Origin of the sequence: Streptomyces sp. NEAU-YJ-81, from assembly GCF_017592595.1 — a bacterium.
In the GTDB taxonomy this organism is placed as follows: domain Bacteria; phylum Actinomycetota; class Actinomycetes; order Streptomycetales; family Streptomycetaceae; genus Streptomyces; species Streptomyces hygroscopicus_B.
Genome location: NZ_JAGFNO010000013.1, coordinates 1 through 16,197 on the forward strand (window position 1 = coordinate 1; position 16,197 = coordinate 16,197).

At 69.1% G+C, this 16,197-nt stretch carries 11 protein-coding genes; 9 read left to right on the plus strand and 2 right to left on the minus strand.

What is annotated here, in order from left to right; translation table 11 throughout:
• From J5X86_RS25890 to J5X86_RS25930, 9 genes are all read left to right on the plus strand, one after another.
• On the plus strand, positions 1–1,131 hold a 1,131-nt coding region (locus J5X86_RS25890), incomplete at its 5' end, for an OB-fold nucleic acid binding domain-containing protein (protein ID WP_243981452.1).
• 79 nt (positions 1,132–1,210) lie between these two features.
• Positions 1,211–2,209, plus strand: a complete 999-nt coding sequence (locus J5X86_RS25895; RefSeq protein ID WP_208519123.1) for a LacI family DNA-binding transcriptional regulator — start codon at positions 1,211–1,213, stop codon at positions 2,207–2,209.
• Between the two features lie 248 nt (positions 2,210–2,457).
• On the plus strand, positions 2,458–3,801 hold the full coding sequence (locus J5X86_RS25900; protein ID WP_208519124.1) for an ABC transporter substrate-binding protein: 1,344 nt from the start codon (positions 2,458–2,460) through the stop codon (positions 3,799–3,801).
• 4 nt (positions 3,802–3,805) lie between these two features.
• A complete protein-coding gene (locus J5X86_RS25905; RefSeq protein WP_078638748.1) occupies positions 3,806–4,762 on the plus strand; it encodes a carbohydrate ABC transporter permease in 957 nt (318 codons plus the stop codon).
• Positions 4,759–5,634, plus strand: a complete 876-nt coding sequence (locus J5X86_RS25910; protein WP_208519125.1) for a carbohydrate ABC transporter permease — start codon at positions 4,759–4,761, stop codon at positions 5,632–5,634. Before J5X86_RS25905 ends, J5X86_RS25910 begins: the two co-directional genes overlap by 4 nt.
• A 30-nt stretch (positions 5,635–5,664) precedes the next feature.
• Positions 5,665–7,263 carry a glycoside hydrolase family 13 protein gene (locus J5X86_RS25915; RefSeq protein ID WP_208519126.1) on the plus strand — a complete coding sequence of 533 codons (1,599 nt, stop codon included), beginning with the start codon at positions 5,665–5,667 and terminating at the stop codon, positions 7,261–7,263.
• Between the two features lie 53 nt (positions 7,264–7,316).
• A complete protein-coding gene (locus tag J5X86_RS25920; protein ID WP_208519127.1) occupies positions 7,317–9,503 on the plus strand; it encodes a discoidin domain-containing protein in 2,187 nt (728 codons plus the stop codon).
• 149 nt (positions 9,504–9,652) lie between these two features.
• On the plus strand, positions 9,653–11,101 hold the full coding sequence (gene argG / locus J5X86_RS25925; RefSeq protein WP_208519128.1) for an argininosuccinate synthase: 1,449 nt from the start codon (positions 9,653–9,655) through the stop codon (positions 11,099–11,101).
• Between the two features lie 358 nt (positions 11,102–11,459).
• Complete coding sequence (locus J5X86_RS25930; RefSeq protein ID WP_208519129.1) at positions 11,460–12,494, plus strand: non-reducing end alpha-L-arabinofuranosidase family hydrolase; 1,035 nt, start codon at positions 11,460–11,462, stop codon at positions 12,492–12,494.
• A gap of 171 nt (positions 12,495–12,665) precedes the next feature.
• Here J5X86_RS25930 and J5X86_RS25935 read toward each other — a convergent pair whose 3' ends face one another.
• On the minus strand, positions 12,666–14,528 hold the full coding sequence (locus tag J5X86_RS25935) for a glycoside hydrolase family 9 protein (protein WP_208519130.1): 1,863 nt from the start codon (positions 14,526–14,528) through the stop codon (positions 12,666–12,668).
• Between the two features lie 237 nt (positions 14,529–14,765).
• Positions 14,766–16,040: a glucarate dehydratase family protein gene (locus J5X86_RS25940; RefSeq protein WP_208519131.1), complete on the minus strand. Its 1,275-nt coding sequence runs from the start codon at positions 16,038–16,040 to the stop codon at positions 14,766–14,768.
• Positions 16,041–16,197 lie beyond the last annotated feature (157 nt).

Consider the following 16,197-nt stretch of genomic DNA (forward strand, 5'->3'; position numbering starts at 1 on the left):
GAGTACATGGCGGCGCTGCTCACCTCGGTGCGTGACGACAAGGACAAGTCGGCGGTCTATCTGAACGAGTGCCGTCGTATGGGCATCAAGGTGCTGCCGCCGAACGTCAATGAGTCCGAGGCCAACTTCACCGCTCAGGGTGATGATGTGATCCTCTTCGGTCTCACGGCGGTCCGCAACGTCGGTCAGAACGTGGTGGAAGCGATCATCCGTGGCCGTAAGGCCAAGGGGAAGTACGCCTCGTTCCCGGACTACCTGGACAAGGTCGAGGCGGTCGTGTGCAACAAGCGCACCACCGAATCGCTGATCAAGGCGGGCGCGTTCGACGAGATGGGCCACACCCGTAAGGGGCTCACGGCGCACTACGAGGCGCTGATCGACAATGTGGTCGCGGTCAAGCGCAAGGAGGCCGAGGGGCAGTTCGACCTCTTCGGCGGCATGGCCGGTGACGGCGGGGACGGCGAGGGGCCGGGCTTCGGCCTCGACGTCGAGTTCTCGGACATCGAATGGGAGAAGACCTATCTGCTGGCCCAGGAGCGGGAGATGCTCGGTCTCTACGTCTCCGACCACCCGCTCCTCGGTCTGGAGCAACTGCTGGCCGGCACGGCGGACGCCACCGTCGCGCAGCTCACCGGCGGTGACTTCGCGGACGGCGCGGTCGTCACGGTCGGCGGGATCATCTCCGGTCTGCAGCGCAAGATGACCAAACAGGGCAACGCCTGGGCCATCGCCACCGTGGAGGACCTGGCCGGCTCCATCGAGTGCATGTTCTTCCCGGCCACCTATCAACTGGTGTCGGCCCAACTCGTCGAGGACACGGTGGTGTTCGTCAAGGGCCGTCTCGACAGACGCGAGGACGTGCCCCGGCTGGTGGCGATGGAACTGGCGGTCCCCGACCTGAGCGCCCGCCATGCCCCGCTGTGCCTGGAGATGCTCGAAGCGCGGGTGACACCGCGCTCCGTCCAGCAGCTCAAGGAGATCCTCCAGGCCCACCCGGGACCGACCGAGGTACATCTGCGGGTGCGTGGCCGGACCAGGACCACCGTCTACCGGCTGGGCTACCGTATTGGCATCCGGCCCGAGTTCTGGGCGGATCTCAAAGCGGCGGTGGCCGTCACCCGGGCGACATGAGCCGGGCCACCACCGGGGTCACACGATCTACTCCCCCATTACGCAAGCGACTTGCAATTCTTGCGCTACGCTTGCGTGCATGACGCGACGACTTGCTGAAGTGGCGAAGAAGGTCGGTGTCAGCGAGGCCACGGTCAGCCGGGTGCTCAATGGCAAGCCCGGGGTCTCCGAAGCCACCCGGCAGGCGGTGCTGTCCGCGCTGGACGTCCTCGGCTACGAGCGGCCCACCCAGCTGCGGGGCGACCGGGCCCGGCTGGTCGGGCTGGTCCTGCCCGAGCTGCAGAACCCCATCTTCCCCGCGTTCGCCGAGGTCATCGGCGGGGCGCTGGCGCAACTGGGGCTGACTCCGGTGCTGTGCACGCAGACCAAGGGCGGGGTCTCCGAGGCCGATTACGTGGACCTGCTGCTGCAACAGCAGGTCTCCGGGGTGGTGTTCGCGGGCGGGCTGTTCGCGCAGGCCGACGCGCCGCATGACCACTACCGGCTGCTCGCCGAGCGCAACATCCCGGTGGTGCTGATCAACGCGGCCATCGAGCATCTCGGCTTCCCTGGCGTTTCCTGCGACGACGCCGTGGCCGTGGAGCAGGCGTGGCGGCATCTGGCCTCCCTCGGCCACGAGCGGATCGGGCTCGTGCTCGGCCCCGGTGACCATATGCCGTCGGCACGCAAGCTGGCCGCCGCGCGCGCGGTCGCCGGCCGGCTGCCGGAGGAGTTCGTGGCCCGGGCGATCTTCTCGATCGAGGGCGGCCACGCCGCGGCCTCCCGGCTGATCGACCGGGGGGTCACGGGCATCATCTGCGCCAGTGATCCGCTGGCCCTGGGGGCGATCCGGGCGGCGCGGCGCAAGGGGTTCGGCGTGCCGTCGCAGGTGTCCGTGGTCGGCTACGACGACTCCGCGTTCATGAACTGCACCGAGCCGCCGCTGACCACCGTCCGCCAGCCCATCGAGGCCATGGGCAGGGCGGCCGTGGAGCTGCTGAACGCACAGATCGGCGGCGCGGCCGTACCGTCCGAGGAGCTGTTGTTCGAGCCGGAGCTGGTGGTGCGCGGCTCCACCGCGCAGGCGCCACGGGAGTGAGCGCGGGGCCAGTCGAGATGCGGTCGGCAGGGCGCTCGGCAGGCGGTCGACAGGGGGTCGGCAAGTGGTCGGCAGGCGCGCGGCAGGCTCAATCCACCTGATCCACAGTCCAGTTGAATAATTACAGAATCTACGCGACATCTTGCGGCCCGTTGTCGACGGTGCTTGAGTGTGCGGCGCACTCACGGTTGTGTGCGCCCCGCTCGCGGCCGTGGGGCTTCCCTGCTCCTGTACAGAGGGGTCCACCCATGAGAAGCACCGGGTTCCGCCGTACGCTCATCGCGCTCAGCGCCTGCTCCCTCGCCCTCACCGCCTGCGGAGGGTCGAACGACGACTCGGCGGGCGGAAAGACGCGTATCACCGTCAACTGCATGCCGCCCAAGAGCGCCAAGGTCGACCGCAAGTTCTTCGAGGAGGACATCGCCTCCTTCGAGAAGCAGAACCCGGACATCGACGTCGTCGCGCATGACGCGTTCCCCTGCCAGGACCCGAAGACCTTCGACGCCAAGCTGGCCGGCGGCCAGATGGAGAACGTCTTCTACACGTACTTCACCGACGCCCGGCATGTCGTCGACATCAACCAGGCGGCCGATCTCACGCCTTACGTCAAGGAGTTGAAGAGCTACCCCACCCTCCAGAAGCAGCTACGCGACATCTACACGGTCGACGGCAAGGTCTACGGCATCCCGCGCACCGGCTACTCGATGGGCCTGATCTACAACCGCAAGCTCTTCGAGAAGGCCGGACTCGACCCCGACAAGCCGCCGATGACCTGGGAAGAGGTCCGCGCCGACGCCAAGAAGATCGCCGCGCTGGGCAATGGCACGGTCGGCTACGCGGACTACAGCGCACAGAACCAGGGCGGCTGGCACTTCACGGCGGAGCTGTACGCACAGGGCGGCGACGTCATCAGCGCCGACGGCGAGAAGGCCACCATCGACACCCCCGAGGCGCGCGCCGTCCTGCGGAATCTGCATGACATGCGCTGGGTGGACGACTCGATGGGCAGCAAGCAGCTCCTCGTCATCAACGACGCCCAGCAGATGATGGGCTCGGGCAAACTGGGCATGTACCTCGCCGCGCCCGACAACATCCCGATCCTGGTGAAGGAGAAGGGCGGCAACTACAAGGACCTCGCCATCGCCCCCATGCCCGGTGGCAAGGGCACACTCATCGGCGGCGACGGCTATATGTTCCAGAAGAAGGACACCCCCGCCCAGATCCGGGCCGGCCTCAAGTGGCTCGACCATATGTTCCTGACCCCGGGCAAGGGTTTCCTCGGCGACTACGTCCGCGCCAAGAAGAACGACGCCCCGGTGGGCCTGCCCGAGCCGCGGCTGTTCACCGGCGCCGCCGACGCCAAGGACCAGCAGGTCAAGAAGGCCAACGCCAATGTCCCCGTGGACAACTACCAGACCTTCCTGGACGGCAATCAGAAGCTGCGGATGAAGATCGAGCCGCCGCACGCCCAGCAGATCTACTCCGTGCTCGACGGAGCCGTCTCCGCCGTCCTGACCAAGAAGGACGCCGACATCGACCAGCTCATCGAGGACGCCTCCGGAAAGATCGACAGCATCCTGGCCCGGGGCTGACCCGATGACCAAGACCGCTGCGCGGCCGCCCGCCGAGGCGATCGCCGTCCACCCAGTGCAGGCGCCGCCCCCGGCGGGGGGTCGGGGGCGGCGCCGCCTCGCCGACCAGGCCCGCGCGTACGGCTTCCTCCTCGGCGGTCTCGTCTGCTTCGCGCTGTTCTCCTGGTATCCGGCGATCCGCGCGGTCGTGATCGCCTTCCAGAAGTACACGCCCGGCTCGTCCCCCGAATGGGTGGGCACCGCCAACTTCACCCGGGTCCTGCACGATCCGGAGTTCACGGCGGCGTGGCGGAACACCCTCACCTTCACGCTGCTGGCGCTGGTCATCGGCTTCGCGATCCCGTTCCTGCTCGCCCTCGTCCTCAATGAACTCCGGCACGCCAAGGCGTTCTTCCGGGTCGTGGTCTATCTGCCGGTGATGATCCCGCCGGTGGTCAGCGCCCTGCTGTGGAAGTGGTTCTACGATCCCGGCGCCGGGCTGGCCAACGAGGCGCTGCGCTTCGCGCATCTGCCCACCTCGAACTGGTCCAACGGCGCCGACACCGCCCTGGTCTCCCTCGTCATCGTCGCCACCTGGGCCAATATGGGCGGCACCGTCCTGATCTATCTGGCGGCGCTGCAGTCCATCCCCGGTGAGCTGTACGAGGCGGCCGAGCTGGACGGCGCGAGCCTGCTGCAACGCGTCCGCCATGTCACGATCCCCCAGACGCGGTTCGTCATCCTGATGCTGATGCTGCTGCAGATCATCGCGACGATGCAGGTCTTCACCGAACCCTTCGTGATCACCGGCGGCGGCCCGGAGAACGCCACGGTCACCGTCCTCTACCTCATCTACAAATACGCCTTCCTCTACAACGACTTCGGTGGCGCGTGTGCGCTGAGCGTCATGCTGCTCGTGCTGCTCGGCGCCTTCTCCGCCCTCTATCTGCGGCTGACCCGCTCCGGGGAGGACGAAGCGTGAGCACCCGGACCCTCGTCTCCCCCGCCGCCCTGGCCCGCCCCCGCGGCCGGGCCGTCTACTGGACGGTCTTCACGGCCGTGGTGGTGCTGTTCGCGATCGCCTTCCTCTTCCCCGTCTACTGGATGGTGACCGGTGCGATGAAGTCGCCGGACGAGGTGGCGCAGACCCCGCCCTCTCTCGTCCCGAAGCAGTGGCACTCCAGCGGATACACCGACGCCTGGGACCTGATGCAGCTTCCGCAGCATCTGTGGAACACGGTGGTCCAGGCGACCGGTGCCTGGCTGTTCCAGCTCGTCTTCTGTACGGCCGCCGCCTACGCCCTGTCCAAACTGAAGCCCGCCTTCGGCAAGGTGATCCTCGGTGGCATCCTCGCCACACTGATGGTCCCGGCCCAGGCGCTGGTCGTGCCGAAGTATCTGACCGTCGCCGATCTGCCGCTGATCCACACCAGCCTGCTCAACGACCCGCTCGCGATCTGGCTGCCGGCCGTGGCCAACGCCTTCAACCTCTATCTCCTCAAGCGGTTCTTCGACCAGATCCCGCGCGACGTCCTGGAGGCCGCCGAGATCGACGGCGCCGGAAAGCTGCGCACCCTGTGGTCGATCGTGCTGCCCATGTCGCGTCCGGTGCTCGGCGTCGTGTCGATCTTCGCGCTGGTCGCGGTGTGGCAGGACTTCCTGTGGCCGCTGATGGTCTTCTCCGACACCGGCAAGCAGCCGATCAGCGTCGCACTCGTCCAGCTGTCGCAGAACATCCAGCTGACCGTGCTCATCGCCGCGATGGTCATCGCCAGCATCCCGATGGTCGCGCTGTTCCTCGTCTTCCAGCGGCACATCATCGCCGGGATCAGCGCGGGCAGCACGAAGGGCTGATACCGCCCCCTCGACAGAAAGGCATCCACCGTGGCCCAGCCCACCCCTGCCCGGACGCCCCACGACTGGTGGCGCTCCGCCGTCATCTACCAGGTGTATGTGCGCAGCTTCGCCGACGGGGACGGCGACGGCACCGGCGACCTCGCGGGCGTCCGCGCCAGGCTGCCGTACCTCGCCGAACTCGGCGTCGACGCACTGTGGTTCAGCCCCTGGTACCAGTCGCCCATGAAGGACGGCGGCTATGACGTCGCCGACTACCGCGCCATCGACCCGGCCTTCGGCACCCTGGCCGAGGCGGAGAAGCTCATCGCCGAGGCCCGGGAGCAGGGCATTCGCACGATCGTCGACATCGTGCCGAACCACGTCTCCGACCAGCACCCCTGGTGGCGTGCCGCTCTCGCCGGCGGCCCCGAGCGCGAGCTGTTCCACTTCCGCCCGGGCCGCGGTGACCACGGTGAACTGCCGCCCAACGACTGGAAGTCGGAGTTCGGCGGCCCGGCGTGGACCCGGCTGCCCGACGGCCTCTGGTATCTGCATCTGTTCGCCCCCGAGCAGCCGGACCTCAACTGGGCGCACCCGGCCGTACGCCAGGAACACGAGGACATCCTGCGCTTCTGGTTCGAGCGGGGTGTCGCGGGCGTCCGCATCGACTCGGCCGCCCTCCTGGCCAAGGATCCCCGACTGCCCGACTTCGTCGAGGGCCGCGATCCGCATCCGTATGTCGACCGCGACGAACTCCATGACATCTACCGCTCCTGGCGCGGGGTGGCCGACGAGCACGGAGGTGTGTTCGTCGGCGAGGTGTGGCTGCCCGACAGCGAGCGCTTCGCCCGCTATCTGCGCCCGGACGAGCTGCACACCGCCTTCAACTTCTCCTTTCTGGCCTGCCCCTGGGAGCCCCGGCGGCTGCGGGCGTCGATCGACGAGACGCTCGCCGAACACGCTCCGGTGGGCGCGCCCGCCACGTGGGTGCTGTGCAACCACGATGTGACCCGCACAGTCACCCGCTACGGGCGCGAGGACACCGGTTTCGACTTCGCCACCAAGGTCTTCGGCACCCCCACCGACCTCGCCCTCGGCACCCGGCGGGCGCGGGCCGCCGCCCTGCTGTCGCTGGCCCTGCCCGGCGCCGTCTACGTCTACCAGGGGGAGGAACTGGGCCTGCCCGAGGCCGACATCCCCCGCGACCGCATCCAGGACCCGATGCACTTCCGCTCCGGCGGCACCGACCCGGGCCGCGACGGCTGCCGGGTGCCGCTGCCGTGGGGGGCCAAGGCGCCGTACGCCGGTTTCGGCTCGCACCAGGAGCCGTGGCTGCCGCAGCCCGCGCACTGGCCGGCGCACGCGGCCGATACGCAGGAGGCGGATCCGGGGTCGATGCTCGCCCTCTACCGCGAGGCGATCCGCATCCGCCGCGCCACCCCCGGTTTCGGCGACGGGCCGCTGACCTGGCTCCCCTCGGCCGACGGTGTCCTGGCCTTCGCCCGTGACAACGGCCTGGTCTGCATGGTCAACCTCGCGGACACCCCCGCCGAGCTGCACGGCACCTCCCGGCTGCTGCTCTCCAGCGGCCCGCTGGACGACCAGGGCCGCCTTCCGCAGGACACGGCGGCCTGGCTGCTCGCCTGAACCACCCCCACCGCACCGCGCTATCCCCACCCCCACCACGAAGGGATCAGCACATGCACAGCAGCAGCATCGCATCGGCATCCGCCAGGCGCTTGTCGGCGATCGGCGTGGCCGTCGCCCTGGCGGCCGGCATGCTCGTCACCCTGACCCCCACGGCCGCACACGCGGCGGCGGGCGCCTCTCTGCCCTTCACCTCGGTCGAGGCCGAGTCGGCCGCCACCACGGGTACGAAGATCGGCCCCGATTTCACCCAGGGCACGCTCGCCTCCGAGGCGTCCGGACGCCAGGCCGTCCGCCTCGCCACCGGCCAGCGCGTCGAGTTCACCGCACCGCGCGCCGCCAACGCGGTGAACGTCTCCTACAGCGTGCCCGACGGCCAGTCGGGCGCGCTCAACGTCTATGTCAACGGCACCAAGCTGGCCAAGACCCTCACGGTCACGTCCAAGTACTCGTATGTGGACACCGGCTGGATCATGGGGTCGAAGACCCACCACTTCTACGACAACGCCCGGCTGCTGCTCGGCCAGAACGTCCAGGCCGGTGACAAGATCGCCTTCGAGGCGGCGAACGCCCAGGTCACCGTCGATGTGGCCGACTTCGAGCAGGTCGCGGCGGCGGCGAGCCAGCCCGCCGGATCGGTCTCGGTCACCTCCAAGGGCGCCGACCCCAGCGGGCAGGGCGACTCCACCCAGGCGTTCCGGGACGCCATCGCCGCCGCCCAGGGCGGCGTGGTCTGGATCCCGCCGGGTGACTACAAGCTGACCTCCTCCCTGAGCGGTGTCCAGAACGTCACCCTGCAGGGCGCCGGCGGCTGGCACTCCGTCGTGCACAGCTCGCGGTTCATCGACCAGACCAGCTCCTCCGGCAACGTCCACATCAAGGACTTCGCGGTCATCGGCGAGGTCACCGAGCGCGTCGACTCCAACCCGGACAACTTCGTCAACGGCTCGCTCGGCCCGGGCTCCAGCGTGTCGGGCATGTGGCTCCAGCATCTGAAGGTCGGTCTCTGGCTGACCGGCAACAACGACAACCTCGTGATCGAGAACAACCGCATCCTCGACACCACCGCCGACGGCCTCAACCTCAACGGCAGCGCCAAGGAGGTGAGGGTCCGCAACAACTTCCTGCGCAACCAGGGCGACGACTCGCTCGCCATGTGGTCGCTGAACTCCCCGGACGTGAGCAGCAGCTTCGAGAACAACACCATCTCCCAGCCGAACCTCGCCAATGGCATCGCGATCTACGGCGGCAGGGACATCACGGTCAAGAACAACCTGATCTCCGACACCAATGCCCTGGGCAGCGGCATCGCCATCTCCAACCAGAAGTTCCTGGACCCCTTCCACCCGCTGGCCGGCACCATCACGGTCGACGGCAACACGCTCATCCGCGCGGGCGCCATGAACCCCAACTGGAACCATCCGATGGGCGCCCTGCGCGTCGACTCCTACGACAGCGCGATCGACGCCACCGTCAACGTCACCAACACGACCATCACGGACAGCCCGTACAGCGCCTTCGAGTTCGTCTCCGGCGGCGGCCGGGGCTACGCGGTCAAGAACGTCAATGTGACCGGCGCGACCGTGACCAACCCCGGAACGGTCGTCGTCCAGGCCGAGGCGCAGGGAGCGGCGAAGTTCAGCAATGTCACCGCCTCCAGCGTCGGCGTGGCGGGCGTCTACAACTGCCCGTTCCCGGCCGGTTCGGGCACCTTCGAGGTCGCCGACGGCGGCGGCAACTCCGGCTGGAGCAGCGACTGGTCGGACTGCTCCACCTGGCCCCAGCCCGGCCAGGGCAACCCGGACCCCGACCCGGGCCGCAACCTCGCCAAGGGCCGCCCGGCCACCGCGACCGGCTCCCAGGACGTCTACACCCCCGGCAAGGCGGTGGACGGCGACGCCGGCACCTACTGGGAGTCGGCCAACAACGCCTTTCCGCAGGCCCTGACCGTGGACCTGGGCTCCAGCCAGGCCGTCCGCCGGCTGGTGCTGAAGCTGCCGCCCTCCTCCGCGTGGGGTGCCCGTACCCAGACCCTGTCCGTGCTGGGCAGCGCGGATGGCTCCGCGTACTCGACGGTGGTGGGCTCGCAGGGCTACCGCTTCGACCCGGCGACCGGCAACAAGGTCACCGTCGACCTGCCCGGCACCACGCAGGTGCGCTACCTGAAGCTCAATGTCACCGGCAACACGGGCTGGCCGGCGGCCCAGCTCAGTGAGGTGGAGGCGTACCTGACCTCGTGACCCTCGCCCCCGCGCTTCGCCGCCCGGAGCCGCCCAGAACCACTCGGACGCCCCGGTTCCCGGCCCGGCGAAGCGCGGGACGAGGCGCTGGATCACGAGCATTACCAGGAGCGCTTGCATGATCATGCATAAGACTGCATACTCCTGCTGTGTCCAAAGTTCTCACCTCCCTCCCTGTCGGCGAACGCGTCGGGATCGCCTTCTCCGGCGGCCTCGACACCTCGGTAGCGGTCGCGTGGATGCGCGACAAGGGCGCGGTGCCCTGCACCTATACCGCCGACATCGGCCAGTACGACGAGCCCGACATCGCCTCGGTCCCCGGGCGCGCCACGACGTACGGCGCGGAGGTCGCCCGGCTGGTCGACTGCCGGGCGGCCCTGGTGGAGGAGGGGCTCGCGGCCCTTGCCTGCGGGGCGTTCCACATCCGCTCCGGCGGCCGCAGCTACTTCAACACCACCCCGCTCGGGCGGGCGGTCACCGGCACTCTGCTGGTGCGCGCCATGCTCGAGGACAATGTGCAGATCTGGGGCGACGGCTCCACCTTCAAGGGCAATGACATCGAGCGGTTCTACCGCTACGGCCTGCTGGCCAACCCCTCCCTGCGGATTTACAAGCCGTGGCTGGACGCCGACTTCGTCAGCGAGCTCGGCGGCCGCAAGGAGATGTCGGAGTGGCTGGTCGCCCACGACCTGCCCTACCGGGACAGCACCGAGAAGGCCTACTCGACCGACGCCAACATCTGGGGCGCGACCCACGAGGCCAAGTCGCTCGAGCACCTCGACACGGGCATCGAGCTCGTCGAGCCGATCATGGGCGTGCGGTTCTGGGACCCGGCGGTCGAGATAGCGGCCGAGGACGTCACGATCGGCTTCGAGCAGGGCCGCCCCGTGACGATCAACGGCAAGGAGTTCGCCTCCGCCGTCGATCTGGTGCTGGAGGCCAACGCCGTCGGCGGCCGGCACGGCATGGGCATGTCCGACCAGATCGAGAACCGCGTCATCGAGGCCAAGAGCCGGGGCATCTACGAGGCACCGGGTATGGCGCTGCTGCACGCGGCGTACGAGCGGCTGGTCAACGCGATCCACAACGAGGACACCGTCGCCACCTACCACAGCGAGGGACGGCGGCTCGGCCGGCTGATGTACGAGGGCCGCTGGCTGGACCCGCAGGCGCTGATGGTGCGCGAGTCGCTGCAGCGCTGGGTCGGTGCGGCGATCACCGGCGAGGTGACCCTGCGGCTGCGGCGCGGTGAGGACTACTCCATTCTCGACACCTCCGGACCGGCGTTCAGCTACCACCCGGACAAGCTCTCCATGGAGCGGACCGAGGACTCCGCCTTCGGGCCGGTGGACCGGATCGGCCAGCTGACCATGCGCAATCTCGACATCGCCGACTCGCGCGCCAAGCTGGAGCAGTACGCCGGTCTTGGCATGGTCGGCAACGCGCATCCGGCGCTGATCGGCGCCGCGCAGGCGGCCTCGACCGGGCTGATCGGCGCGATGCCCCAGGGCGCCTCCGAGGCGATCGCCTCGGACGGACATGTGTCCGGGCAGGACACGCTGCTCGACCGCGCCGCGATGGAGTTCGGCGCCGACTAGGTCTTCGCTCCACCGCGCGCGACAACGGCCAGGGCACCCCTCGACGGGCGTCCTGGCCGTGCGCTTTCCCTGGTGGCACGAGAGGTATTGACGCCCCGGGTGAGTCCTCTATCATCCAGGGCGTCCGAATGACCGGCCGGCATTCGATATATCGAACGCACGTCAACGCGCCCAGCACGACAGCACCCGCACCCCGCACCCCCGCACCATCCGTTCCGGTAAGGCCCTCCCCACGCGCCACCGTGCCGGATCCACGAAGGCGCCCGCGGTGCTCGTGCGGCGGGCCTCCGACCGCCCCTTGGAGCCCCGCATGCTTCCACCCGGACGACGTCCTCATCCCCGCCCCTGCCACGCGGCGGTGGTGTTCCTGTTAGGTCTGGCGATGTCGCTGTTCGCCCTCCCCCTGGGGCCGGCCGCCGCCCAGGGCGCGAGCGCACCGGCCACCGAGAGAGCCACCGCCCAGCTGCCCGGCAGCTTCCAGTGGTCCTCCAGCGGCGAGCTGATCGCCCCCAAACCCGATGCGAGCCATCCCGTGGTTTCCGTCAAGGACCCGACCGTGATCCAGGCGGGCGGCAAGTGGCATGTCTTCATGACGACCGCGAACACCGCGGGCGCCTGGAGCATGGCCTACACCAGCTTCACCGACTGGTCGCAGGCGAGCTCGGCCCCGCTGACCTATCTGGACACCAACCCCAACATCGGCACCCGGTACGCCGCCGCTCCCCAGGTGTTCTACTTCGCGCCCAAACGCCTGTGGTACCTCGTGTACCAGACCGGCCCGCCGTCCTACTCCACCAGCACCGACCCCGGTAACCCCCAGAGCTGGTCGGCGCCCAAAACCTTCGACAACGCGGCGGGCGCCAATACGCTCGACTACTGGGTCATCTGCGACGACACCAAGTGCTATCTGTTCTCCTCGGACGACAACGGCCACCTCTTCCGCTCGGAGACCACCGTCGGCGAGTTCCCGGGCGGCTTCCGCAACACCCAACTCGTCCTGCAAGACTCCAAGTTCGCCCTGTTCGAGGGCGAGGCCGTCTACCGCGTACAGGGGACCAACACCTATCTGCTCATGATGGAGGCCATCGGCAGCGACGGCAGGCGCTACTACCGCTCCTTCACCGCCCAGGGGCTCACCGGTCAGTGGCAGCCCCTGGCGGCCACCGAGTCCAACCCCTTCGCGCGCAGCAACAACGTGTCCTTCCCGGCCGGGGCCTGGACCCGCGACATCAGCCACGGTGAGCTCATCCGGACCGGAAACGACCAGACCATGACCATCAACCCGTGTCGTCTCCAATTCCTCTACCAGGGCATGAACCCCTCGGCCGGCGGGGACTACTCACAACTCCCCTGGCGGCTGGGACTGCTCACCCAGACGAACGCCACCTGCTGACCACTCCCGCATACGCCACAGCGGCGGGGGCCCCCCCCCACCGGGGGGGGGGGCGCCGGCGGGGGGGGGGGGGGGGCGGGGCCCGCGCCCCCCCCCCCCCCCCCCCCCCCGGGCGCCCCCCCCCCGCGGGGGGGGCCCCCGCGCCGCCGGAGGGGCCGGGCGCGGGCCGGGTCAGCTCACGGGCTTGTCCGCCGCACCGCCGCCCAGGCCATCGACGTACGAGGCGATCCAGGCCAGCGGGGCGTTCCAGTTGATGGTGATCTCGTTGGTGGAGTACGCCATCAGGCTGTCGGTGTAGCACATCGCCGGGGCGCAACCCTTCAGCTTCTTCTTGGCGACCACGTCCTGCAGCCCGGAGTTCGGGCCACCGGCCAGCGAACCGGGTGCCGGATGCGGCAGCTTGTGGTCACGCTGGTGCGCCCAGAAGCGGTGGTGCTGGTTGTGCGAGTTCCGTTCGCCGTAGCCGGTGACATAGGACTGGTTGAGCGGATTTCCGCCCAGCACGTAGTCCATGCCGCGGAGCACCGCGTCGAGGTAGCGGGGCTTGCCCGTCAGGTCGTGTGCGGTGGCGAGCACGATCATGTTGTTCAGCACCTGGCTGTTGGAGCCCCACTCGTACTTGCCGTCCTTCGGCGCGTACGGAACGCCGTAGGCCGACTTCGCGGAGTCCGCGGCGTAGCGGTCGGCGGCCTTCGTCACCATCGTGCGCACCTCGGCGCGCTGCTTCGCGGTGAGCTTGTTGGGGACGGTGGCCAGGTCGAGCGCGCCGAGGCCCGCGGTCGAGGCCCACGACATGCCGCCGCCGCGCGGGAAGAGCGCGTCGACGTCGCGGTGCAGCGGCGAGCCGAGCACCGCCTTGGCGTAGGTGTGATCACCGGTGCTGAGGAACAGCTCGGCCGCGGCCCAGTAGAACTCGTCGCCCACGTACCGGTCGCCGTAGGCACCGCCGCCCGTGGAGTCCTTGTCGCTGGCGAAGATCTTCGGATGTGCCTTGGCCGCGTCCCACGCGGTCCGGGCCGCGTGCAGGCAGCGGGCGGCGAACTCCGGGTCGTAGGACTTGAAGACGCGGGCGCTCTGCGCGGCGGAGGCCGCCAGGTTGAGCGTGGCCGCGGTGGACGGCTTGTGCAGCTCACGCTGCTGCTTGTCCTGGTCGGGCCGGGTCGGGAACCCGGTCCACTGCTTGTCGTGCACCTTGTGGAACGCCATACCGGCGAGCGGCTTGCCCTGGGGCACCTGCATGCGCAGAAGGAATTCCATCTCCCAGCGGGCCTCGTCCAGGATGTCCGGGACACCGTTGCCACGCTCGGGCACCCGGAGCCGGCCGTCGCCGAGCGGCGCGGGGTCGACGCCCTTGGTGGTGTGGGTGCGCTCGTACGCGGACATCAGCTGGGCCACCGAGATGCCGCCGTTGACGACGTACTTGCCCTGGTCACCGGCGTCGTACCAGCCACCGGAGACATTCCGGCGGTAGTCGCACTCGCCCTTCTGGCACGGGACGTCGGTGTCGCCCCGGTGCGGGGCGGCCTTGTCATGGCCCGCGGGGCGGGCGTACTTCGGGCCCACGAGGTCCGCGTCGATCTTGATGCCGCTGCGGTTGTGGTAGAAGTACGCCAGCGCGTCGCTCCGCAGCGAGCGGTAGAGGTGGTCACCGATGGTGAACGGCTCGCTCTTCTTCCCGTCGATGGTGACGGTGTACCCCTCGCCCGCGTCGGTGACCTTGCCGAAGTCGAAGGTCTGGACGTTCTGCCGGGAGCTCGGGTCGACGCCCGCGGGGTGGGTGGTCCCGCTCGCCCGTTTGGTGCCGTCGGCAGCCCGGAGCGTCCAGGTCAGCGGCTTGGTGGCAGTCGTGACCACGGTGCCCTTCTTGGGGCCGTGGGTCAGATAGCCGACCTGGTTCACCCGCACCGGCGAGCCGGTGTCGGCCTTGGGGGCGGCCGTCCCGGAGCCGTGCCGTGCGTGGTGGCCCACGGCGCCTGCCGCGGGTGCGGTCAGCGCGCCGACGGCGAGGCCGGCCGCGATCGCCGCGCCCAGCATGCGGCGGCGGCGATCGGTCCGATCAGGGGCGGTACGTACGCGAGGAGCAGAAGACAAGTCTCAGCACTTCCGAGGGTTTCGGCGTCTTTTCCGTCCCTCAGAGGCTAAGGAAACGTCCTGGCCTGCAGCTTCGTACGCTTAGCCGAAATCCGGGTACACCAGGTGACCGAGGCCCGCCTCCTTCAATCGAGGTATTCCGGCAGGTGAGCAGGGGTGGCGGCGGGCTACCAGCGGGGCCTACCAGCGGGCGAGGTCGGCCTGGAAGGACGGGTCGAAGCGCCGCATGTACCCGGTGTCATCGCGGTTGCGCTGTCCGCAGTGGACGTACTGCTCGTGCAGCCGCGCCAGGGCGTCGGGGTCCAGTTCCACACCGAGGCCGGGGGCGGTCGGCACGGGCACCGAGCCATCGGCGAACGTCAGCGCGCCGTCCACGATCACGTCCTCGGTCTTCCAGGGCCAGTGGGTGTCGCAGGCGTAGGTGAGGTTCGGGGTGGCCGCGGCCAGGTGGGTCATCGCGGCCAGGCTGATCCCCAGATGCGAGTTCGAGTGCATGGACAGGCCCATGCCGAAGGTGTCGCAGATACCGGAGAGCAGCTTGGAACGGCGCAGTCCGCCCCAGTAGTGGTGGTCGGAGAGGACGACCTGGACGGCGTCGGCGGCCACCGCGGGGGCCAGCTCATCGAAGGCGACCACGCACATGTTGGTGGCCAGTGGCATGGGGACCTCGCGGGCGACCGCGGCCATGCCGTCGATCCCGGGGGTGGGGTCCTCCAGGTACTCCAGCACGCCGTCGAGCGCGCGCCCGACCTTCACCGACGTCTGTGTCGTCCAGACGGCATTGGGATCCAGGCGCAGCGGATGGTCGGGGAAGGCGCGGCGCAGCGCCCGTATCGCCTCGATCTCCTCCTCCGGGGGCCTGACGCCGCCCTTCAGCTTGATCGCGGTGAAGCCGTAGTCGTCCACCATCCGCCGGGCCTGCGCCACGATGGCGTCGGGGTCGAGGGCCTCGCCCCAGGAGTCCGGCTCCTGGCCGGGGTGGGCGGCCCACTTGTAGAAGAGGTAGGCGCTGAAGGGGACCGCGGACCGCACGGCGCCGCCGAGCAGGTCGCACACCGGGCGCCCGACGGCCTTGCCCTGGATGTCCAGGAGTGCCACCTCGAACGGGGAGGCGACCCGGTCGACGGTGCTGCTGGTGGTGATCATGCCGGTGAGCCCGGAGCCACCGGCGCCGCCCACGCGTTCGATGACCCGCTGGACGCGCTGGTGCAGCTCCTCGGTGGCGAAGGCGTCGAGCCCGACGATCTCGTTTCCGACGGCCGCGAGGCGCTCCAGGTGGAGCTCGTCCGCGTAGGTCTCGCCGAGCCCGGTCAGACCCTCGTCGGTGTGGATCTGCACGATCGAGCGGAGCGCGAAGGGCTCGTGGACGCCGACGGAGTTGAGCAGGGCCGGGTCGCGGAAGGCGACGGGGGTGATGGTGACATCCGTGATGCGCAGGGGTGCTCCGTCAAACATCGACGTCCATTCATATGGTTGAACAAATGGTAGATGTGTGAACCCTACCAAGGGGCATGCCCGGGCCAGGAGAAGGCAAACCACCAGCCATAACTCATGCGTAATCCCACGGAATTGTTGCTTCCGGAGTCATTGACCCGCAGGAACGGTGATCGTA